The organism is Clostridium sp. CS001, from assembly GCF_020443565.1.
GTDB lineage: Bacteria > Bacillota > Clostridia > Clostridiales > Clostridiaceae > Clostridium_AD.
In genome coordinates this window covers 12,072-31,703 of sequence record NZ_JAIZZN010000036.1, presented here as the reverse complement: position 1 = coordinate 31,703, position 19,632 = coordinate 12,072, and the positions used below count along the sequence as shown (strand labels likewise).

The window sequence follows — 19,632 nt, the reverse complement described above, 5'->3', positions numbered from 1 at the left end:
TTATAGATACCAATGGAACTTAAAAAAGATGACTCCCGTACAATACAGAAATCATCTTTTAGCTTCTTAATACTCCTTTTTATATTGTCCTTGACAAGGGTACCAGATTATTTATCACACGCCCTTAAAATACTTACTTAATTTTTCTCTATTTACTATAAATTTTCTTTGCTTAATTTTAACCATGTCCATTTTTTCAAGCTCCTTTATTGACCTTGATATGGTTTCACGAGAGCTGCCCATCATATCCGCTAAATAGGTGATGTTTATTTTAATATCAATTAAAGTACCTTCCTGTGTTTCTACTCCATAGTCTTTAGAAAGTTTCCAAAGCTTTGCTGCTACCCTTTTTTCCATTTTAGTAGGGACTGTATTTTTAATCTGCCTGTATAGCCTTCTTATTTTCTTACTCATGGAGCATAATATAATTTCTGTGAGTTTAAAGTCCTGCTGCATAATATTTAGTAAATCTACTTTTGATATGCTCATAATTTCACTATCTTCAAAGCCTTCACAATTAATAGAAGCTGTGACGTTATCGAAAATTACTTCATTTATAATTTCGCCTTTGTTTAGGATATAAATAACTCTCTTTTGGCCTTTTTCAGATAACCTATACATAGTTACCTTTCCTTCTAGAACTATATATACACTGTCAACGTTTTGTCTTTCTGAAAACAGGAGTTCACCTTTTTTGAAACTTTTAATATAGATTTTTTCTCTTATTAAATTTATTGTTTTATCATCAATTTTCTTAAATAGAGGAAGATCTTTTAATTGATTTATAGTTATTTGTGGCATTGTACCATGCTCCTTATGCTTTAATAGTGAATCTTTTTACATTTATCTTTGAGTATGACTATTCTATCACCTATACTATATATTATAAGATGTTATAATCAAATGTATAGTGTATTCAAAAGCAAAATGTTAAGCTATAATTAGAGAAAGTAGTACACTCTGGAGTATACTTATTGTTAACTCATAAAAAGACTTTTTAAAATAAATAGATTGGAGTTGATACCAGTGGAGAATAATTTGATAAAAGAGGAATGGATTAACGGAAATATTATGATGTCACCAAGGCCACAATATAATCATATAGAAATTAACGGTGAACTATACTCTAATTTAAAAAATTATTTTAATGGTAAATGTAAAGTGGTTATGGAGGGCTCCTTATTTTTAACAAAAGATAATCCTAATGATGTGAAAAGAGACCTTAACAAACTAAAAGAGTTGATAAGTGGTAAAGGTGCAGAACTCGTTCCCGATATTGCAGTATATTGTGATAAGCAGCAGATATTTAAAAGGGGATTCTTAGGAGTGCCACAATTAGTAGTAGAGGTTTTAAGTCCCAGCAATTCAGAAGATGATACAATAAAAAAGAAAGATATTTATGAAAAATTTGGTGTTCCCGAATACTGGATTGCGTCTCCTATGTCCAAGATAGTATATGTATATAACTTAGAAGATGGTAGATATAATTTAGCTGGAGAATATAAATTTTTAGAACAAGATATAAAATCAAGTAGATTTGATGATTTGGTTGTAGATATAAAAAATATAGATTTGTTTGAGTGTAATGAAGATGATGATATAATATTTTAACGACATTTCAGAAGGAAAGTCTCATACTTCTATAAGTGGGAGTTACATGCTATAACAAATAGAAAACTTCAGTGGGGGTCTAAATCTCCTTCTGAAGTCGTTAATATTGCAGCACCGCAGGTGATGATTTAACTGTCAACCATCTTTCATTACCTATATCACAAATTATTTGAGCTGCTTTGAAAAAACAACCGTATCTTCAATAGCTATACCCTCATCATTTAGTTTAACTTCTATAAGTGCAATTTCACTTAACTTCCCATTTACTTTATTTAAGTTATTCTTACAATATTTAAATGCTTGTACCATATTTTCTTCACTTAACCTGCTTGCGATTGTGCAGTGTGGCGTCCACCTGCAAGGAAGATAAAATGAGTTTTCATTCTCATTGAACTCTTTAAGATAATCATGATGACTACTATGAAAATTAAGTAATTCCGTTGATAACGTTGGCGCTATAAATAGAGTTCCAGTGTTAATAAAAGTTCCTAATACATTTAGAGATATATTTATCTTGGTTTTGTTATTATAAAATTTATTGAGTGCTCCTATGAATTTTTCTTTATCTAACTCATCATAATCTGCAATGGTAATGTGTGGTCTTTTGCCTTTTGTCTCTACACCATATTGCGTAATATTATTATCACTTAAAGCTTTCCATAAGCTTTGGAGACATGTTTCTGTTTCAGAATCTAAATATCCTACAAGCGCATATGCGTACATAGTTAATCCTCCTAAAGATTATTTGGTGGACATAATTTTTTTATATAAGTTTTCAATTTCTTTTATCATGAAGTCACTCAGTTTTTAACAGAATATCTTTTATATTAAATATAATATATTTACTTAAACCAATTAAATATCTTCTCTGCTACTTCATTAGGTTTGTCCCAATGAAGCAAATGACCTGCTCCTCCAATCTTACTTATCTCGGACCCTGTGTTTTTTTTGAAATTCTCAACTAATTTATCTCTATATTCATTCATATAAGCTGGCAGTGTGCTTTGCAATAAATAAATTGAACTCGGCAGATTTCCATAAATAGAATTAGGAGGATACATATACATTGATTTTATAGCCCCTGTTGCAGTAAATCCATTTGCATGGTATTTATATATGCCATCTTCTACTCTTATTAAATCCTTTGAGGCTTCTTCTAATAAACAAGACCATCTTCCATAGTTACTTTTTTCTACATCAATATGTTCTTGCAAAGTATCAAATCTGTATTCATCAAAATCCTTAAGATAATAATTAATTTCACTTTGTAATGAATCTATTTCTCCAGATATTGATGCTTGATATGCATACCACTCATCCTTCAAATAATATCCACCATCTAATAGCATTGTCTTAATCACTTTTGATGGGTAAGTAGATAGATAGTGAAGTGCAATATCTGCACCCCAAGAATGTGCTAACAAATAGAAGCTATTTTCTGTTAGCTCAGAAATAATTTTATTAACCCATCTAGTTATATTGGGCATTTCATAATCTTCTAATTTTAAAAATTGAGGTGTTCCCCCATGCCCCGGTAAGTCTATGGAAATAATATGATATTCGTTTTTTAATAGCTCCCCTAATTCAATAAAACTAAGGCTTGTACTTCCTAACCCATGTAAACATATAACTGTTGGACTTTCTGCATTTCCCCACTCATGGATTCTTGCTTTAACTCCTTGTTTATCTATATAAATCTCTTTCATATTTACCCCTTTAAAACATATTGAATTCTTATTGTTGCAGCTAATCTAGACCCGGCAGCATTAACTGTTCATGTTCTTCTGCCTGCTCAAATTTATTAAGATAACTAAAACATTCCTCAATACCAAACAATATACTATGGGATTTACAGGTTGTTTTAATCATATTCATCAGCTTGTCATTGCTAGGACTTGGTATCTCATACGCATAGTTATATTTTTCTATATATCTAGCCTTCATACCTGGAAAATGTTCATCTAGTTTTTTATAGAAATACTCTCTATTTCCTTCTCTTAAGGTTAATCCCATTCCAAAGCAAATAATTCCGTGTACTTTCGCCTCTACGCAATAATCTAAAATCCCCTGAATATTTTCTTCTGTATCATTTATAAATGGCAAGATAGGACTTAGCCAAACCACCGTGGGAATTCCATTATCACGCATTATCTTTAACACTTCAAACCGTTCTTTTGTAGTGCTAACATTTGGTTCTATGATTTTACATAACGCTTCATCATAAGTAGTAAGGGTCATCTGAACTACACACTTTGTCTTCTCATTAATTTTTTTAAGTAAATTTAAATCCCTTAAAATCCTTGAAGACTTTGTTTGTATGGCTAGTCCAAATCCATAAGAATGAATAAGCTCAATACACTTTCTAGTATTTCCAAGTCTTTCTTCTAAGTGAATGTATGGATCACTCATTGCACCAGTGCCTATCATACATTTCTTCCTTTTTCTTCGCAGGCTATCCTCTAAAACTTTTGGTGCATTAAGTTTTACCTCTATATCCTCAAAATCATGATGCATCTGATAGCATTTGCTTCTTGAATCGCAATAAATACAACCATGGGTACATCCCCTATATATATTCATTCCATTTCCAGCTGATAATATGCCTTTTACCTGTGTTTCATGCATAATTTTCCCCTCTTTGTTAAGATGCTTTTTATTGACTAATAATATTACTTAACCATTTGACTTAGCAACCAAAAAATATCTTCGCTATAATTTCTCTTTCAGGAATTTCTTTTTCATATAATCCCTTAAGAACTTTATCTTTATCATATTTCATCTTATATACCTTAACATCATAATTTCCCTCTTTAAATTCAACTATTGTACAATGGATTATATCATCTTTTGCGCATCCACTAGATCCAACATTTATATAATGTTTTTCACCTCTTACATCACTTGCATAATGTTCATGCCCATAAAATATTACTTCGGCATCTACTTCTTTAAATAAAATATTCATACTCTCTTGCGTTACGTCCTTTTCTATGTCTTTAAAGGTTTTCTTGTTTTCTTTATTATTTAAAGCATAATGCATAAATGCAACATTAACACCTTCAATACTTTCTTCTATCAAATATGGGAACTTACTCATTTTCTTCCTTATCTCATGGTTTAACGAGTTAGCAATCCATCTTTGATGCTGTTTTTCACCTTCACTCATAGATCCAGTTGTTACATTTAAAATTCCTTTTACAAAGTATTCCTCATGATTTCCCATGAGAAACTTTATATTAGGCAAAGTTAATAATAACTTTATGCATTCTTTTGAAAATGGACCAATTGCTATTGTATCTCCTAAGCAATAAATTCGATCACATTTTTCTATTTGGAACTTATCCAAAATGACTTTTAATGCTGGTAAGTTTCCATGAATATCAGATATTATTCCTATCCTCATTTTTTCACCTCTAAATTCCTATCATTTAGTTATCATCCCTATAGTACTTCTTTTGAAAGATATAAAATACTACTATAGGTATTATTATTGAATAAATAAAGATAAAAAAACCTCTTACTATTTCAGAACTAAGATGCAATATTATACTTTCTTTATTAGCGAAAACTTCTGATATGGAGCCTGTAATTCCTGGTATTATCCAAGCAATAAAAATACTAAAGGCTAGTTTGGTTCTCCGATTATGAAATTTCTCTTTAAGATGTTTCGGACCTTTGTATACATCATAATTATTTAAGATAGCTGCTAATGTTAATAAAGTTCCCATAATGGTAAAGTATCTTCCACTGTAAAAAATAAAATTTAATAATCTTTCTATTTCCATATCCTCAGCTCCATTCTTTTTTTATAGCTTACCATTTATCTTTATTCAACCTTAGGTATATGTTTCAACTAAACAAGTACTTCTTTAACCTTTAAATAATGTTCATATACCATTTCCCTAGCTTTTGGACAAAGTTTATTCATACTTCTCTCGATCTTTTTCATAACCCATTCTTTACCTTCATCAATTCCCATACCATGAGTAACATATGCTAAATGTAATAACGAAGGTGCTCTAAAAACATGAGTCATGGCATCAGCACTGGCTATGCATTCTGCTTCTTGTGTCAATCTGTTCATTGGGACACTACCTCTATGTGTTATGATGCAATCCATCACCTTTTGAATCCTATCTTTAGGATAGAAGAATTCACTAAGAATTTTTTCTGCTTCAACTGCTCCATAAATATGGTGTTCCTCTACCATGGTATGATCTTTAATTCCAGCATAATCATGTAGTAAAGCTGCAATCTCCACTATTTCCAAATCTGCACCTAGTTTCGCTGCTAGTTGCTTTGCATATTTAACAACATCGACTATATGATGAGACCAAATACCATACCCAAAGGCGTTAGAATCACTCTTACAGGCATCTTCAACTATTGTTTCTATTTTTTCAATCATCTGTTCATACAACATTTTATTCTCCTTTAAATTTATATTTGTACAATAAGAAATTCAACTTATATAACTTAAATAATCATATTGCCTTATTCTTTTGCTTTATTTGTATTCAAACATAGGTTTATGTTTCAACTAAACAAGCACTTCTTTAACCTTTGAATAATGTTTTTTATCAATAATAACTTTATAGCATCACTTAATACTTTCCATAAAGCTCTTAATCTCCTTGTCACTGATTAAAACTACCACTTTGCTACTATATTGATTAAGTCTAGCTTCTAAATCATCTTTTCCAGTCTCATAGTTATTTAAAGTCTTAAACATAAATTTGAGCATATGTATACTAGGTGTGTATAAACTATCTTCTAATCCTAGTTTTTGCTTAAGGAATCTAGTAATAACTCTTATCTTTCTAACAAAGATGCCAGGTTTAAGATGGATAATAATATCAGCCGCTTCCATACCTTCTGAAAACATCTTTCTACCGGCATCTTCAATTACCCATTGGGGTTTTATTATCATGCTTTTAAATAATAAATTGATTTCATCATCAGTTCTCCTAATATTTCCACATTCTTTATTAGTTTTATCTTTTATATGTACAATGCCGTCAAGATGTGTACATTTAATTCCTAATTTATTTGATAATTTTCTTGCTAAAGTTGTCTTACCACTGGCAACAGAACCAACAATATAAATTTTCATATTAATAATCCCCAGTCACTATTAAAGTTTTTATAGACATTAACTAAAGTACGCATTAATCAAATTTTGTTATATGAAGATTGATTACTAATTTGTTTGACCAAAGATTATGTCCATTTTCTTGAGTAATTTAAATACTACAGCATATGTCTACCTTGTTACAAAGGTTATATTCTTTAAATCTATCTATTCCAGCGATTATATTATTTCTATATTTTGAAATATCCATTTCGTCTTGAACCCAAAAGTTTTTAACTATCAATGTTTTGCTTTTCTTATCTGTTTCCATTTCAATTCTAGCGATTAATTTATTATCACAAAGTATTGGTAAAACATAATAACCATACTTTCGTTCTACGATAGGCGTGTACACTTCCCATTTGTATTGAAAGTCAAACAACTCAGCAATCAATTTCCTGTCCCAAAGCAAATTGTCCAGTGGTGCAAGTATTCTAGCATAACCACTTTTAATAGAACTCTCTTTTGAAGCCTTTAATAGCTCAAGATTTTCAGTTGCAATATACAGAGCATGTTTCATACCATCAACAATAATTTCAGTGATTTTGCCCTCATTGAATAAAGCATTAAATGCCTTGTTACGCTGTTCTCTCTTAAGTCCATTTATGCCAAGCCATGCATCGCTTGGTCTATTCCACAATGCGCCAATACTATTAATTCTACGCAGGACAACCCACTTAAAATATTCTTCTTCAGTATTATATGGTCTAGTCATTTTTAAATATTCTTCTGGTATATACTTGTTCGTTAGACAATAATATCTTCTTGTACCCTTCTTGTGGTGGACCACGGCTAGCCCTGCATAACACATGCCTTCTAAGGCTGCCTTTGCAAGTCTCTGTGGCCCATAATGCCACCCTACTTTTTCATTAAGATCAAAATCTGAGGAACAAGCAAAATCATTCACCTTTAAATACTCGCTTATTTTATCAATGGCATCTTTGTGCTCATTACACCACTCCAAATATCCTTCCCTATATCTTTCAAAACATGGCCAATCGCTTACAGTACTTATGGACATATTTTTGTCCCACACATCATACAAAGCCCTATCTGAATAAAGATATTTTTCAATATCGCCCTTACGATAACAACTACACCGAGATTGTAATACTAAATCAGGATTTCTGCCTACTACATTCAAAGGGTCATACTGAATACACCCAACCTTACGAATATACTCTACAATACTGTCTGTGCTTTCGAGCATTGCATCATCACACAAATGTTGATAAGTAATCAAATAATTGCATATCTGTTGTTTTTCATAAATATTAGATGAAATATTAATCACTACCTTCTTTTTATATAATAATCATTATAATTGATAATACTTATGATATTCTATTCAATAATTGTTATATTTCCATGCATTATAAGCAATGCTTGGCTATCTGTTAAAGGGACAATAGGATATTTAGTATTCTTTTTCGCTTCGTCGATTATCTCCTTTTGCCTGTCTGAGTAGTGAGGTACAACTACAATATCAGTAATATTTAATCCATTAAAATCACTGATGCAAATGTCATTTGAATCTGAATAGTCCGGTATGTTAATATTTGGGCCTACAACCAAACTCCCAGCACTTGCCCCTACATATATAACTCCACTCTGCATTAATTTATTTAATACACTATCAAATTTCACTTCTCTAATTTTATTAAGTAGGTAGAAAGTATTTCCTCCACATACATATACCACACTGATTTTATCTAATACATCATTTGAGATTGTGTAATCCAAATTATATATTATTATATTTTCTTCTTTTATTCCAACATCTAAAAGTTCTTTCCTTGACTCCTCTACATAGTACAACTCATCTTCTGTTCTGGATGCAGTTGGTATAAATAAAACTTTAACAATTGATGGATTGTTGTTGATTAACTTTAAGAACTCATTTCCTACTTTAGGATTTTCAAACCCTGCTGAAGTCAATAATAATTTATACACTAATACCATCTCCCTCTCAACTTTTAAAATATATAAAATTAACCTTATCTTTTATTTGCTTTCTTCAATTTTCAACAATATCCCCCCAATACACAAGGGTTTTGTATTTAAAACTTTGTAGCTAATTTGCAGCTATATCTTTTCAATAATATAATCAATAAACCCTAACGTAATCTTCACATCATTGCGTGCATAACCATCCCTAATTCTCTTTTCTTTATAAATCACCTTAAACCCGTCAAAGAATCTCTCTGCTTCGTTATCTTCAAAGTAGCTATGTAATATCTTTTCACCATGCTCTTCTTGAAGGTACTCGCCCTCTCCAACCTTTTCACCCAAAGTTGCTCTACAGTCGCTTGTTGATGTAAAGTTTATAAATGCTAATCCACCTTTAGGTAACACTCTATAAATTTCTTTAATTACTATAGCTATTTCATCTTTACTCATATGAAATATTGAGTTATATGAATACACAAAGCTTATAGATTCATTTTCAAAGTCTAATGATTTCATATCACCTTCTTTTATTCCTAGTTCTAAATTATGCTCTACCTCAAAGGCCTTTGCTAATTCAATTTGAGCTTGGCTTATATCAATGCCATGTGTTTTATATCCATGCTCTGAGAATATTGCTAGTGGTGGTAAATTCCCTCCTGCTCCACAATCTAATATTTTTTTATCTAGTTCAACGCCATTACAATATAGCAAAATGTGAATAACTGATTTTGTCTAAAAACTGGTATCATGATCATTCCCCTCTCAACTTTGAAAATATATAAAATTAACCCTATTCTTTATTTACTTTCTTCAATAACATCATTTATTGCTTTTATTACACTCCCTGGATTAGTACGATAAATTGAATGTTTAGACCCTTTAACTTCTATAAACTCTCCCTTTGTAGAAAGATTTGCTTCTTCTAGTACTAGACTATGCCATAAGTTTTCAAATTTAATAGCCTCACTTTCTGGAATTCTCATGTCAACATTCCACTTAACACCTAATGCTCCATCCCTCGCTAAAACTTTTAGAGGAACATTCAACGTATTAAAAGAATTCTTTATCTCTTGTCCACTGCGTGACATTAATTCTAGCTCTGATGCCATAGCTGAATACATATTAGGATTAATTTGAAACTCTAAAATACACTTTTGTATCTCCTTTGTAAATGTCATTTGTTCTGGTAGAAGTTTTGGAGACATTTGTGCCTCTAATTGCAATTTACTTTGTAATGAAAGCTTTCTCCAACTATCTGATATGCTGGTTTTAGGGAATTTGTCGCGAAAGCTTGGAAGTTCATATCGGAGCTCGTCCATTTTGTACTCATCTACAGAGCATGAATCAACTAAAACCACACCTAAAACTTTTTCTGGAAATAAACTTGCAAAGTGCTGAACACACAATCCTCCAAATGAGTGCCCAACTAATATCATCTTAGAATTAATACCTTTTCTTTCAAGTAATTTATTTAACTCTTCAGCAATTTTCTTAGTAGATCTTTCTTCTTTTCCAAGTGTACTTTCGCCATACCCTGATCTATGATATGTTAAAACCGTTGCTTTTTTACTGATTTCAGAAATAACGCTACACCAGTCATACCATGAACACCCCATACCAGTTTCAATAACAACTGTAGACACACCAGTACCATAAATGTTAACTTCTAATTTCTTTGTGCCTATATCTACAAGCTCTTCTATCATTGTCTGCACCCCTCAACTAAATAATTTATACTCCAATTGGCAATCGCACGGCTCTTTCACAACCAATCTATCACTATATTCCATAGCTTCCACACAGCCCAGTGTCTTATAAAAAGCCTGTGACTCTTGAGATGAATGTGCTGATATATAAAGCTTTTGAGCGCCCATCTCTTTTGCTTTTTTACACACAAGAGAAAATAAATTTTTACCTATTCCCATACCACGACTTTCATAAGATGTATGGATGCTTGAAAGCTGAAGATATTCCTTTTGCAAACCAAACAACTGACTTTCAACAGATACAAATCCAACTAGGATATTATTATTAAATGCACCCAATACTACCCCACCTGTATCTATAGTGTTTCGCAGACAGTTAACCAAGTATTCATATTCATCTGAACTCCATTGCTCTGTAAAAGCGATATCTTTTAAAACCCATTTCCCATTTTCCTTACGCCAACATTTTTTTACGTCTTGATACCGATTAAAGCTTGCGAATAATGGTACGTCAATTTCAGATTTTTTTAGTTCCTTATATCTAATTGATTCCAATATGATACCTGCTACCTAAAATCGTAACAAAACAATTTTAGCACTCTATTCGTTAAATAGAATGGTAGTATCACAGGATTTTACCACTAGGATATAGACTTTCGCCTATAAACCTCGCATGTCATTCAAGACAAGCCTTCATTACCATATGATAATAAAGTTCTACAAGATTGTGGCTGTTAGCCACTCCTTAAATATCATTATCCGCCAAAGCCTTTCACTGCGTGTACTTTGGCAGTTTGGTTAATACTTAAAGTTACAGGTTTACACTATTCCAAGTATTTTTTTCCTAATGATTAACCACAGAGCAGGTTTTTCACCTACCTTTCTCTTTATATTTTTATTAATTTCATTCCACTTTGACCACTCATTCTTCTTTTCAAATTTCTCCAAATCTGTTATTGTCTTTTGTTTTAAAAGCTTTGGTATTTTTTCTTTGAATTTATAACTTCTTCTACCTATAACCATACTAGCACCATTATGAACTACCATTCCATATTGATGACAATACTTATAAAGTCCTATTTTACTTGTAAACTGAGGCTTTACTTTTACTATTTCTATACCACTGCGTTTGCAGGTACACTCTAGCATGGTCAATAATTGCCTATATATAAATTGGTGCTTTATTCTTGCAAATTTTTTAGTTACATCTTTATCACTGTGAAACTTTAAATCTTCAACTGCAATGCCCACATCATGTGCTTTGGCTATTATTGCAACCTTTTTCACAAGTTCACCGCATAAATTCTTGCGCCTATGGCTACCTGTATAGGTTAATTCATTACTTTTCAAATATGTATGCCATTTATAATTACCCTTATTATCTATCATTGTAAGCGCAAACCCATTTGGATTTGTATCTATTCCTATGATTCCTTTATGACCTGTATAAAGATTTTCATATGGTGTTACTATAGATTCTTCAAAGGTTATATGACAGTAATATTTTCCGTTTTTCCGTATGAGCTCCACTTGATAAGCTTCTCCTGTTTGCATATAATCAAGAAACATTTGCTTATAGTTTCTCCCATTAACTTTCCCAGTTGTAGTAGATAGTTTTTGTGGTAAATAAACTTCAAAGTTTACTTTTACCGCTCTATTACTTTCAGTTTTATCTAAAGTGCTGACTTCAAGAAAATTCTTATTCTCGATAGTTACAATCCTTAAATTAGGATTGCCCTTTTTAGTTTTATCTCCTCTTGAATATACTCTATTACTTCTAAGTTCTTGCCATTCCTCTTTTTTAATAAGCCCTTTGCATCTTTTTAAAAACATTTCTTTTGTGCCGAAAATTACTGGTGGAATAGTATTCTTATCAATAAAATCTTTATAATACTGCAACTTTCTTTGTCTCTTGTCTAATTTTTTTATCAAGGCATTTCTCTTCTTATCTGATAATCTTTTATTAGTATCATTCAAAAACTTTAAAATAGCATTGACTTTTTTAAGATAATTTTCATAGTTTAGTTTAACAAGTTTCTTCTGGCTTACTATAGTTTGCCTTGCATTTTCTACCGCATCTTTACTTTGTCTAATGTTTAATCCATATCTAAAAGCAACATCTTTTTCAATATCGCTAATTTTTATGTTATTAAGTATCCGTTTAAATGAATATCTTACAGCACTACAAAATGCAGCCATCAAATTATTAATAATGTTTATCTTTTCTTCATCAACGTTAATAAGAATTGCCTTAATTGTTACCTTCACTACTGCAGCCCCTCTCTGTTTCAAGTTCAGCAATAACTCTTTTAAGTTTTTTGCCGCCTCTCGCACCATAAAGCCTTGCTGAAAAACAAGTAACAACACTTATTAAATCATTTACCATCTCTTCATTATTCTCTAATTTTTCATTCTGCTGCATTGCCTCTATTTCCACACCATTATGCTTAGCAAACTCCTTTAGATAATTGAAACCAAATCTAGCGAGCCTATCAACGTATTCCACTACTATGCATTGAACTTCTTCTATTCCTTTAAACATTTTTGCAAGTTCTCGTCTGTTATCATTTAGACCACTTGCTACTTCTTCATATATGTGAAGAATATTATATCCTTTTTCATTACAATACTCAGTAAGTCTTTCCTTTTGCCTTTGTAAGTTTCCACTATCTGCTTGTTTTTTAGTGGATACCCTACAATATATAAATACATCTTTATTGGTCTTATCATTTTGAATCCCGTCTCCAAGAAAGTTTTCTATATCTTCTATTCTAAAACGCCTATGCCCACCTGCTGTCCTATAAGATTTTATTTTCTGCTCATTGGTCCATATTTTTAAGGTCTTAGATGTAACTCCTAACATTTCACTTGCCTGTGCTATACTAATTAGTCTACTCATTTAAAGCTCAACTCCTTAAAAGTAGTATGGCATAAGCTAATGAAATTTATACGATGTTTGTTAATATATGTTACTAAGTGTTATAGTTCTAAGCAACTGTTGTTACCTCCAATTATCTAAATAATATTTATGTTACAATTTCTACCTTTTTTATTTAATTTCTTGATTTTTGATTCTCTTAATAAATTACTACTTACACTTATGCCAATCATAAAAATCTTTTAGTTCTGCCTTGCGCAACTGCTGTAAGTCGGTTTTTCTAACACCTTGAATTGCACCTTCCAGCGCCAATAATCTATGTATACATGCAGAAGTATCAATTTCTTGTATTCTAAGCCACGCCTGTTCTGTACCAATATCTTTTAATTCATCATAAGTAAATATGCCTATTGTATTTAACTGCATTTCAACTTCTTTTCCGATATTAGGTAAGCTTGATAATTCTCCCATAATAACATCCCTCCAAATTAAAATTTCTTTTTCTAACTTTCATTACTTTTTTCTTAAAATAACATGATGAAAGAACGCTATAGGTTTATACTCATCCAGTTCACTTACCTTTAATTCCATTTCCAGCATCTCTTCCTGCCATATCTTATTCTTTTGAATCTCTTGGTTTTGCTGTAAACCCCAAAAGGTTCTTACACCAAATATTCGCTCTAATTCAAGTTTATCTGACCATTCCATTATTTCTGCATCTTCATAATAATTAATAGTACCAAACTGCTCTGCATGTCCATCTTCTCCTGCTAATAATTCACTGGCATGTTTAAAGTTGTTGAGTAAAACTACCATCTGCATAACTCTTCCAGTCTTATTATGTTTTAAAACGGAAAGATAACCCTTTTTCTTTAATATCCTTGAGAATTCTTTTATAATTCTTTCTCTTTCACATACATATTCAAGGACATTGTGGCACAGTATCACATCAAATGATTTATCTTCAAATTTTTCAAGTTCACTTATGCCTCCCTTTATTTGAATATAATCATTTTCTATAAACCTGTTCTTAAGCATCTTTTCATCTGGCTCAATTGCTGTAACCTCATTATCTATAGCAAAGTGATTAGCTGTCATACAATTTCCACTTCCAAAGTCTAGAACTTTCTTATTCTGCATGTATTTTAACTGTTCCCATGTCATTTTCTTTTGTAATAACTCCCAAGGAGTAATATCTTTAATATCCATTATTAGCACCTTCTATTATTGTATTATATAGAAAATTCCTATTTTATAATTATAACAGCCCTTTTGCGCTTACCTGTTCATCAATCCACTTGTGTATAATCTCCATTTCTCCTATATAATTATCATCGATTTCAAAAAATATTGCATTATGCTTACAACATAATTCCTTTAGGTGTGCATGAAGACTAATAAAATTATCTGGATTAATATAATCATCACATTCCTTTAGCTCTATGTCACTTATGTGCTTAATAATGCCTGAAACAAAATACTTTTTAATATAGTTTATTGAAAATCCTATATGTAATGCAATAATATGTTCTAAATACCGAGGTTCAAAATCACTAATATATTCAGGTGGAATATAGCAGCCTTCGATTATTATGTTTTGTCCATTCTCAATATTCGTCTTTATAATGCCTTTCACAATTGGCCATAACTTTCCTGTAAGTTCATCGTCACTATCCGTTGCAGAAAAATCACAATATTTATTTCCACGAATTAACCCCATTTTTATGTGGTCTATGGATAAGTATGGCACCTTATACTTCTCAAGCAATCTCTGAGCCATCACTGTTTTTCCTGTACAACCTACTCCACCAATTAAAATAACCATAATTCTCTCCTTATCATTACAAAACACCCTTATTGAATTCACTAATTAAGTCCTCTACCTTATGCTTATTTCACATACTTTTTTAAAAGTTTTATGGTAATCTACCTTTAGTAATGATAACATTGCTAAATCTTTAAATTCTCCTTTATAAAACTCATATTCATATAAGGTACCTTCCTCATTAAACCCAATCTTTTGTAATAGATTAATTGATTTTATATTCTTAGGTTCAACTAATGCCTGTATTCTATTCAATGCCAAATTATTAATCCCAAAGTCAATTATTGACTGCAGCGCCTCTTGCATTAATCCTTGTCCCCAATATTCTTTTGAGAGTTCATAACCAATTTCTGCTCGGAAAGATTGCTTGTTATGACTGTGATATCCACATGAACCAATTAGTTTATAATTATCTTTTAGATGTATTCCCCATCTGATCCCCTTTTTATTTTTAAATCTTCTATTAAGTTGTTGTATTAACTGTTTTGCCTCTTCTAAATCTTTAAGTGGCTCAATATCATAGTATTTCATAGCTTCATCATCCGAAAATATTTCGAATATATCTTTGTCATCAGTTTCAATTATCTCTTTCAAAATAAGCCTTGAAGTCTCAATTTCAGGAAATTTCTTGACCGTAACTTCAATATTCACTCTATTCACATCCTTCTTATTCATGCATTTTAGCAGGTTAATATATTAACTCAGTATATAAGAGGATTTCCCCCTAGTAATGTCCTATAATCGGCTTATCCTTTGATCTATGCTTCCGTTTAGGTTCATATTGCTGACAATCTATAAATCATGATCATCTCAACCTTAAAAAAGTGCGCATTAATTCCAAATTCATATTATGGATGATTTATAAGTTAATCCAATATCGTTGAATAATTTCAGAAAAAGTCTCACTAAAAACCTCATTTTCTAATATCCCATTGTTGTTTTGAATAACCTTAGCTGATTCAACATTTAGCCCATCGCAGGTTATTAAAACTGTACTTAAATTCAATTCCCTGCACTTTTCTAAGGCTACCCTTAACATCAAAGTTCCATATCCCTTTTTTCTTTCAGTTGGTCTAATAGAGTAACCTATATGGCCTCGTCTTCTGGTATGTTTGGTATATCTAAGTCCTCTTGCTCCATTAATTTCTGAATTATACTTTAAAAATTCTTGTATATATTCAAATGCTTTCATTTCAAATACTTTGGAAGGAGCTATCAACCTATAATCTATCATTTAGCCATCTCTTAAAATTAATATTTTGTTACTATTCCATAGTCTACGATTGTTTATCATTCGTGGTTTTATAATTAATGTGCTATTTATAAATATTGTGTCTTACTTTAAGTGAATAAAGCCATAGTTGGTATAAACTTTATAAGTTAAGTAATCGCATTGAATTATCAAAATGAATACCAGACATATTGCTGACTCTTGCAATACATTTATTAACTTCGCCAATTTCATACCACTTAATATCATCAACTTCATTAGAATTATTAAAAGGTTTTGCCTTAACAAAAGCAATAAATCCAGCCATTATTAATTCATTTGGCTTAAAATAATAACTTTCGACATACTGTGTTTTTTCAACTTGTTGTCCTGTTTCTTCTAAAACCTCTCTTATTACTGTTTCCTCTAGTGTCTCCCCATTGTTAACATAGCCAGAAACTACTCCCCAATGAGTTTTAGAAATGTAATCTTGTTTCAATAACAAAATCTGATTATGTTCATTAATAACCAAAACTTCAACACAACTTGCAGGATTATCAAAATACGGTCTATCACAAGTAATACAATATTTTACTAACCCTTCATCACCAATATTTTTCTCGCTAAGTTTTTTACCACATATAGGACAATAAATAAATTTCATAGAATATTTTCTTCCCCCAATCTATAAACTTCTAAGCACAATAAATTACCGTTGTGACGGAATATTTTACGATGTTCTCTTAAATAATTATAATTGTATCATATTCCCATGTAATAAACATTATTTATGTAAAACAAAGGGAAATTTAAGTATTATATGTTTCAATACTTTTATATTTTATTTGTCCGGAAATCTTGTTACTTATATATTTATATATAAATTTATCGTTGTAAAAAACAATATCCCAACCTGCGTTCTAATTACACCTGAAAAATATCAGGAATTGATGGAAATGGTAGAGAATTATAATTTATTAACTGTAGCTGCAAACCGTATGGAAAATGTTAACGATAGTGATTTTATAGCTAGTCAAGAAATTATGAATGAATTTAAAATTAAGCAAAATGATCTTGATGATATTGAGGTTGAAATAGAATAGATGAGCTGGTATTTTTAAAAGTTACTGATTTCATATACTGTTTAATCTACCTACTAATTCCACTAGTTATCTCTTTGATTGCATCAATTACTACCCGCGGCTTGTCCTTGTGTATATAATGACCACAATCCTCAACAATAACGTATTTGCTATAATCTGATAATGTTACTAAGTCTCGTTGATAGTTTAACCAGGCCTCTTCTGTAATGGCAGCAGAGCCTTCACCTTAATGGTCAGCTATACGAACAATTATATGAAAATTCCTAAGTAACAACATTATCTTTTGCAACCTCTAATATCTTATCTAATAAAAGACTACCTATCCCTGTTCCTCTGCTATTTGATGATATGTAAATATCTTCTACCTCAATATAAAGTTGTCCATTATCAAGAATAGCCATATCTTTTGCTTCATGAATTGTCCCGAAGACAAATCCTATAATCTCAACATTCAATTCAGCAACAAAAAAATATTTACTGAGTTTTATTTCTAAATAATTCCTATCTACAGAAACAAGCCCATAAGTTATATCTTCTTCAACCCATTGGTGTTGTAAAGACTGAACATAATCCAAATCCTCTAATGTGCATTCTCTAATAATAAGTTTTTCCATTATACCCTCCATCACTTAATTCTCAAACTTATACAAAGTTGTAACAATCCCAAAATCATGATTATTGCAACCTACAAGAAAACTACAAACACAAAAAATGGTTTCCAATCCTGATTTACTTTAAGTTTTAAACTTACTTTATCTGTTATCCCATATTTTTTATCAATTTTCAGATATATAAATAAAATTAATGCAAATGATAATATCATTGGTACTATAGGTAACATTTATATAGCAATTTGCCCATGTTCTACCCCTACAAATATATTAATTACATTGTTGCAACAATCCCTAAAATCACCGTTAATGAACCCTTAAATAAATTGTGTCTTAACAATATCTTTATAATATCTCAACCTCTTTTGTATCCAAATTTATAATTCGTGTTCTAATATCGGACTTTGATATGTATAAGGCTTCTCCATCACTATTAATACAATACGATATTGGGATGGATATTCCACAGTTTCTATATGACCCATCTGCATGACTTGTACCTATTATAGTGGTCTTATATGTTTTAGCAATATTTTTGGCTTCATTTACCCATTGCTCAAACTGTTCATCACTAAACATTCCTACACCAATTGGATGTGCAATAAAATTAACGTCTGCTCCTACATTTCTTAAATCCCTCATGCCCTTTAGTATCTCCATACATAGCAAATATCCAATGTTTATACCATTGCATTTAACGTATAATGGTATATTTAACTCTTCTTTTTCGTCTGGTAGAGTTTTTGATCTTTCTAAAATCTTCTCTCCAGTGTTACTTATTATTACAGCTCTATTTTTATTATCTTTCATATAGGATGTAATTATCATGACATTATTTTCTTTTGCAATCTTACAAGCATCTTCTAACAATTCTTCACTTGAAATATATCCTTCAGGATAAAGTATAATATCTATTTCTTGATTAATCCTTATAGCATTCTTAAGCTGAGTTATTTCTTTTTCATGAACAGGTTGTCCTATTAAAATTCTCATCTTTTGCCTCCATATAATAATGCCTTTAAATGTTAATACTTTGTAATTGTTTGCGATTGTACATTAATTGTAGTTATGCCATAAAGGAATGATATTTTAAAGGTTTGATGTAGTTTAAGAATAAATGACTTAACTGAAACCTTATTTAAATCCATTTATCCATTTTCTACATTGTTCAATTCTCATACCATTATCGCCTTGTTCTTTATCATAAGAAAAACTATTTAGTAAATCACATGGAAAAGTTCCACATTCACCACAATGCAATAGTTCTTTACTTTCACAACAAGATTTTACAAGACACTCTGCTCCCCAAAATGGCTTGTCTATATTTACACATCCGGTACACCCAGTTTCTTCTCTATATTCGCATTTTGAACAATCAATTCCACATCTCGATTCAATCATTTTTTTCACCTCCACCAACTTACTGTTATATAAACAATCTTCATATGCTATAATTAATTCATTTTTCTAATTATTATTCAAAAATATCTTGCTCATCAATTACAATCCCCTGCTTAATTATTTTTATCAATTGATCTTTATCTTAAATCCCATAGTCTCGTATCATCTTACTTTCCCCTATGAAAATACTTTTTCTAATTTCTTAT

General features: G+C 30.9%; 27 protein-coding genes. 3 read left to right on the top strand and 24 right to left on the bottom strand.

Annotation, left to right across the window (positions count from 1 at the left end):
- Positions 1–70 (top strand): IS3 family transposase (locus tag LGK97_RS20060; protein WP_375293644.1); only part of this gene is annotated, 70 nt, incomplete at its 5' end.
- Between the two features lie 44 nt (positions 71–114).
- On the opposite strand, the gene LGK97_RS17695 is transcribed toward LGK97_RS20060, so the two are convergent.
- The gene (locus tag LGK97_RS17695) at positions 115–801 is read right to left on the bottom strand and encodes a Crp/Fnr family transcriptional regulator (RefSeq protein WP_226261265.1); all 687 of its coding nucleotides are present in this window, start codon (positions 799–801) and stop codon (positions 115–117) included.
- A 225-nt stretch (positions 802–1,026) separates the two neighbouring features.
- Between LGK97_RS17695 and LGK97_RS17690 the strand changes: the two genes are divergently transcribed.
- Positions 1,027–1,611 (top strand): Uma2 family endonuclease, encoded by a 585-nt coding sequence (locus tag LGK97_RS17690; RefSeq protein ID WP_226261263.1) that lies wholly within the window; start codon positions 1,027–1,029, stop codon positions 1,609–1,611.
- Between the two features lie 165 nt (positions 1,612–1,776).
- On the opposite strand, the gene LGK97_RS17685 is transcribed toward LGK97_RS17690, so the two are convergent.
- The 20 genes from LGK97_RS17685 to LGK97_RS17590 all read right to left on the bottom strand — a co-directional run bounded on the left by LGK97_RS17685 (position 1,777) and on the right by LGK97_RS17590 (position 16,975).
- Entirely contained in the window at positions 1,777–2,334 is a 558-nt protein-coding gene (locus tag LGK97_RS17685) for a 2'-5' RNA ligase family protein (protein WP_226261260.1), read from the bottom strand.
- Positions 2,335–2,453: 119 nt separating this feature from the next.
- Positions 2,454–3,317 carry an alpha/beta hydrolase gene (locus tag LGK97_RS17680; RefSeq protein ID WP_226261258.1) on the bottom strand — a complete coding sequence of 288 codons (864 nt, stop codon included), beginning with the start codon at positions 3,315–3,317 and terminating at the stop codon, positions 2,454–2,456.
- A gap of 40 nt (positions 3,318–3,357) precedes the next feature.
- Positions 3,358–4,236: an SPL family radical SAM protein gene (locus LGK97_RS17675; protein WP_226261256.1), complete on the bottom strand. Its 879-nt coding sequence runs from the start codon at positions 4,234–4,236 to the stop codon at positions 3,358–3,360.
- A 61-nt stretch (positions 4,237–4,297) separates the two neighbouring features.
- Entirely contained in the window at positions 4,298–5,014 is a 717-nt protein-coding gene (locus LGK97_RS17670; protein WP_226261254.1) for a metallophosphoesterase family protein, read from the bottom strand.
- 25 nt (positions 5,015–5,039) lie between these two features.
- Complete coding sequence (locus LGK97_RS17665) at positions 5,040–5,396, bottom strand: hypothetical protein (RefSeq protein WP_226261252.1); 357 nt, start codon at positions 5,394–5,396, stop codon at positions 5,040–5,042.
- Between the two features lie 68 nt (positions 5,397–5,464).
- The gene (locus LGK97_RS17660) at positions 5,465–6,034 is read right to left on the bottom strand and encodes an HD domain-containing protein (protein ID WP_226261250.1); all 570 of its coding nucleotides are present in this window, start codon (positions 6,032–6,034) and stop codon (positions 5,465–5,467) included.
- A gap of 177 nt (positions 6,035–6,211) precedes the next feature.
- Positions 6,212–6,724 (bottom strand): hypothetical protein, encoded by a 513-nt coding sequence (locus tag LGK97_RS17655; protein ID WP_226261248.1) that lies wholly within the window; start codon positions 6,722–6,724, stop codon positions 6,212–6,214.
- Positions 6,725–6,854: 130 nt separating this feature from the next.
- Positions 6,855–8,036 carry a DNA glycosylase AlkZ-like family protein gene (locus LGK97_RS17650; protein WP_226261246.1) on the bottom strand — a complete coding sequence of 394 codons (1,182 nt, stop codon included), beginning with the start codon at positions 8,034–8,036 and terminating at the stop codon, positions 6,855–6,857.
- Positions 8,037–8,086: 50 nt separating this feature from the next.
- Entirely contained in the window at positions 8,087–8,695 is a 609-nt protein-coding gene (locus LGK97_RS17645; RefSeq protein WP_226261244.1) for a Type 1 glutamine amidotransferase-like domain-containing protein, read from the bottom strand.
- Between the two features lie 132 nt (positions 8,696–8,827).
- The gene (locus LGK97_RS17640) at positions 8,828–9,403 is read right to left on the bottom strand and encodes a class I SAM-dependent methyltransferase (protein WP_226261242.1); all 576 of its coding nucleotides are present in this window, start codon (positions 9,401–9,403) and stop codon (positions 8,828–8,830) included.
- 86 nt (positions 9,404–9,489) lie between these two features.
- A complete protein-coding gene (locus LGK97_RS17635; RefSeq protein WP_226261240.1) occupies positions 9,490–10,398 on the bottom strand; it encodes an alpha/beta fold hydrolase in 909 nt (302 codons plus the stop codon).
- A 12-nt stretch (positions 10,399–10,410) separates the two neighbouring features.
- Positions 10,411–10,953 carry a GNAT family N-acetyltransferase gene (locus LGK97_RS17630; protein WP_226261238.1) on the bottom strand — a complete coding sequence of 181 codons (543 nt, stop codon included), beginning with the start codon at positions 10,951–10,953 and terminating at the stop codon, positions 10,411–10,413.
- A 264-nt stretch (positions 10,954–11,217) separates the two neighbouring features.
- Positions 11,218–12,666, bottom strand: coding sequence for an IS200/IS605 family accessory protein TnpB-related protein (locus LGK97_RS19985; RefSeq protein WP_226261235.1), 1,449 nt, complete (start codon positions 12,664–12,666; stop codon positions 11,218–11,220).
- Positions 12,650–13,297 (bottom strand): IS607 family transposase, encoded by a 648-nt coding sequence (locus tag LGK97_RS17620; RefSeq protein ID WP_226261230.1) that lies wholly within the window; start codon positions 13,295–13,297, stop codon positions 12,650–12,652. Before LGK97_RS17620 ends, LGK97_RS19985 begins: the two co-directional genes overlap by 17 nt.
- Before the next feature lie 189 nt (positions 13,298–13,486).
- Entirely contained in the window at positions 13,487–13,747 is a 261-nt protein-coding gene (locus tag LGK97_RS17615; RefSeq protein WP_226261227.1) for a TfoX/Sxy family protein, read from the bottom strand.
- A 42-nt stretch (positions 13,748–13,789) separates the two neighbouring features.
- Complete coding sequence (locus LGK97_RS17610) at positions 13,790–14,485, bottom strand: methyltransferase domain-containing protein (RefSeq protein WP_226261225.1); 696 nt, start codon at positions 14,483–14,485, stop codon at positions 13,790–13,792.
- Between the two features lie 49 nt (positions 14,486–14,534).
- Positions 14,535–15,101, bottom strand: coding sequence for a 2-phosphoglycerate kinase (locus tag LGK97_RS17605; RefSeq protein WP_226261223.1), 567 nt, complete (start codon positions 15,099–15,101; stop codon positions 14,535–14,537).
- 54 nt (positions 15,102–15,155) lie between these two features.
- A complete protein-coding gene (locus LGK97_RS17600) occupies positions 15,156–15,752 on the bottom strand; it encodes a GNAT family N-acetyltransferase (protein ID WP_226261221.1) in 597 nt (198 codons plus the stop codon).
- A 208-nt stretch (positions 15,753–15,960) separates the two neighbouring features.
- Positions 15,961–16,335 carry a GNAT family N-acetyltransferase gene (locus LGK97_RS17595; RefSeq protein WP_226261219.1) on the bottom strand — a complete coding sequence of 125 codons (375 nt, stop codon included), beginning with the start codon at positions 16,333–16,335 and terminating at the stop codon, positions 15,961–15,963.
- 139 nt (positions 16,336–16,474) lie between these two features.
- The gene (locus LGK97_RS17590) at positions 16,475–16,975 is read right to left on the bottom strand and encodes an NAD(+) diphosphatase (protein ID WP_226261217.1); all 501 of its coding nucleotides are present in this window, start codon (positions 16,973–16,975) and stop codon (positions 16,475–16,477) included.
- Between the two features lie 292 nt (positions 16,976–17,267).
- Here LGK97_RS17590 and LGK97_RS17585 point away from each other — a divergent pair, with 292 nt between their 5' ends.
- Positions 17,268–17,414 carry a hypothetical protein gene (locus tag LGK97_RS17585; protein WP_226261215.1) on the top strand — a complete coding sequence of 49 codons (147 nt, stop codon included), beginning with the start codon at positions 17,268–17,270 and terminating at the stop codon, positions 17,412–17,414.
- 263 nt (positions 17,415–17,677) lie between these two features.
- Here the strand turns inward: LGK97_RS17585 and LGK97_RS17580 are convergent, their stop codons facing one another.
- The 3 genes from LGK97_RS17580 to LGK97_RS17570 form a co-directional block, all read right to left on the bottom strand.
- Positions 17,678–18,028: a GNAT family N-acetyltransferase gene (locus LGK97_RS17580; RefSeq protein ID WP_226261213.1), complete on the bottom strand. Its 351-nt coding sequence runs from the start codon at positions 18,026–18,028 to the stop codon at positions 17,678–17,680.
- 342 nt (positions 18,029–18,370) lie between these two features.
- Positions 18,371–19,018, bottom strand: coding sequence for a hypothetical protein (locus LGK97_RS17575; protein WP_226261211.1), 648 nt, complete (start codon positions 19,016–19,018; stop codon positions 18,371–18,373).
- Positions 19,019–19,159: 141 nt separating this feature from the next.
- Positions 19,160–19,426 carry a DUF3795 domain-containing protein gene (locus LGK97_RS17570; RefSeq protein ID WP_226261209.1) on the bottom strand — a complete coding sequence of 89 codons (267 nt, stop codon included), beginning with the start codon at positions 19,424–19,426 and terminating at the stop codon, positions 19,160–19,162.
- Between the last annotated feature and the right edge of the window lie 206 nt (positions 19,427–19,632).

Excerpts from the sequence above, each read along its gene's own strand:
- LGK97_RS17610 (WP_226261225.1), bottom strand. The coding sequence starts at position 14,485 with ATGGATATTAAAGATATTACTCCTTGGGAGTTATTACAAAAGAAAATG.
- LGK97_RS17575 (WP_226261211.1), bottom strand. The coding sequence starts at position 19,018 with ATGAGAATTTTAATAGGACAACCTGTTCATGAAAAAGAAATAACTCAG.
- LGK97_RS17695 (WP_226261265.1), bottom strand. The coding sequence starts at position 801 with ATGCCACAAATAACTATAAATCAATTAAAAGATCTTCCTCTATTTAAG.
- LGK97_RS17615 (WP_226261227.1), bottom strand. The coding sequence starts at position 13,747 with ATGGGAGAATTATCAAGCTTACCTAATATCGGAAAAGAAGTTGAAATG.
- LGK97_RS17660 (WP_226261250.1), bottom strand. The coding sequence starts at position 6,034 with ATGTTGTATGAACAGATGATTGAAAAAATAGAAACAATAGTTGAAGAT.
- LGK97_RS17590 (WP_226261217.1), bottom strand. The coding sequence starts at position 16,975 with ATGAAATTTATTTATTGTCCTATATGTGGTAAAAAACTTAGCGAGAAA.
- LGK97_RS17675 (WP_226261256.1), bottom strand. The coding sequence starts at position 4,236 with ATGCATGAAACACAGGTAAAAGGCATATTATCAGCTGGAAATGGAATG.
- LGK97_RS17595 (WP_226261219.1), bottom strand. The coding sequence starts at position 16,335 with ATGATAGATTATAGGTTGATAGCTCCTTCCAAAGTATTTGAAATGAAA.
- LGK97_RS17655 (WP_226261248.1), bottom strand. The coding sequence starts at position 6,724 with ATGAAAATTTATATTGTTGGTTCTGTTGCCAGTGGTAAGACAACTTTA.
- LGK97_RS17580 (WP_226261213.1), bottom strand. The coding sequence starts at position 18,028 with ATGGAAAAACTTATTATTAGAGAATGCACATTAGAGGATTTGGATTAT.
- LGK97_RS17670 (WP_226261254.1), bottom strand. The coding sequence starts at position 5,014 with ATGAGGATAGGAATAATATCTGATATTCATGGAAACTTACCAGCATTA.
- LGK97_RS17605 (WP_226261223.1), bottom strand. The coding sequence starts at position 15,101 with ATGGTTATTTTAATTGGTGGAGTAGGTTGTACAGGAAAAACAGTGATG.
- LGK97_RS17685 (WP_226261260.1), bottom strand. The coding sequence starts at position 2,334 with ATGTACGCATATGCGCTTGTAGGATATTTAGATTCTGAAACAGAAACA.
- LGK97_RS17680 (WP_226261258.1), bottom strand. The coding sequence starts at position 3,317 with ATGAAAGAGATTTATATAGATAAACAAGGAGTTAAAGCAAGAATCCAT.
- LGK97_RS17620 (WP_226261230.1), bottom strand. The coding sequence starts at position 13,297 with ATGAGTAGACTAATTAGTATAGCACAGGCAAGTGAAATGTTAGGAGTT.
- LGK97_RS17570 (WP_226261209.1), bottom strand. The coding sequence starts at position 19,426 with ATGATTGAATCGAGATGTGGAATTGATTGTTCAAAATGCGAATATAGA.
- LGK97_RS17585 (WP_226261215.1), top strand. The coding sequence starts at position 17,268 with ATGGTAGAGAATTATAATTTATTAACTGTAGCTGCAAACCGTATGGAA.
- LGK97_RS17665 (WP_226261252.1), bottom strand. The coding sequence starts at position 5,396 with ATGGAAATAGAAAGATTATTAAATTTTATTTTTTACAGTGGAAGATAC.
- LGK97_RS17635 (WP_226261240.1), bottom strand. The coding sequence starts at position 10,398 with ATGATAGAAGAGCTTGTAGATATAGGCACAAAGAAATTAGAAGTTAAC.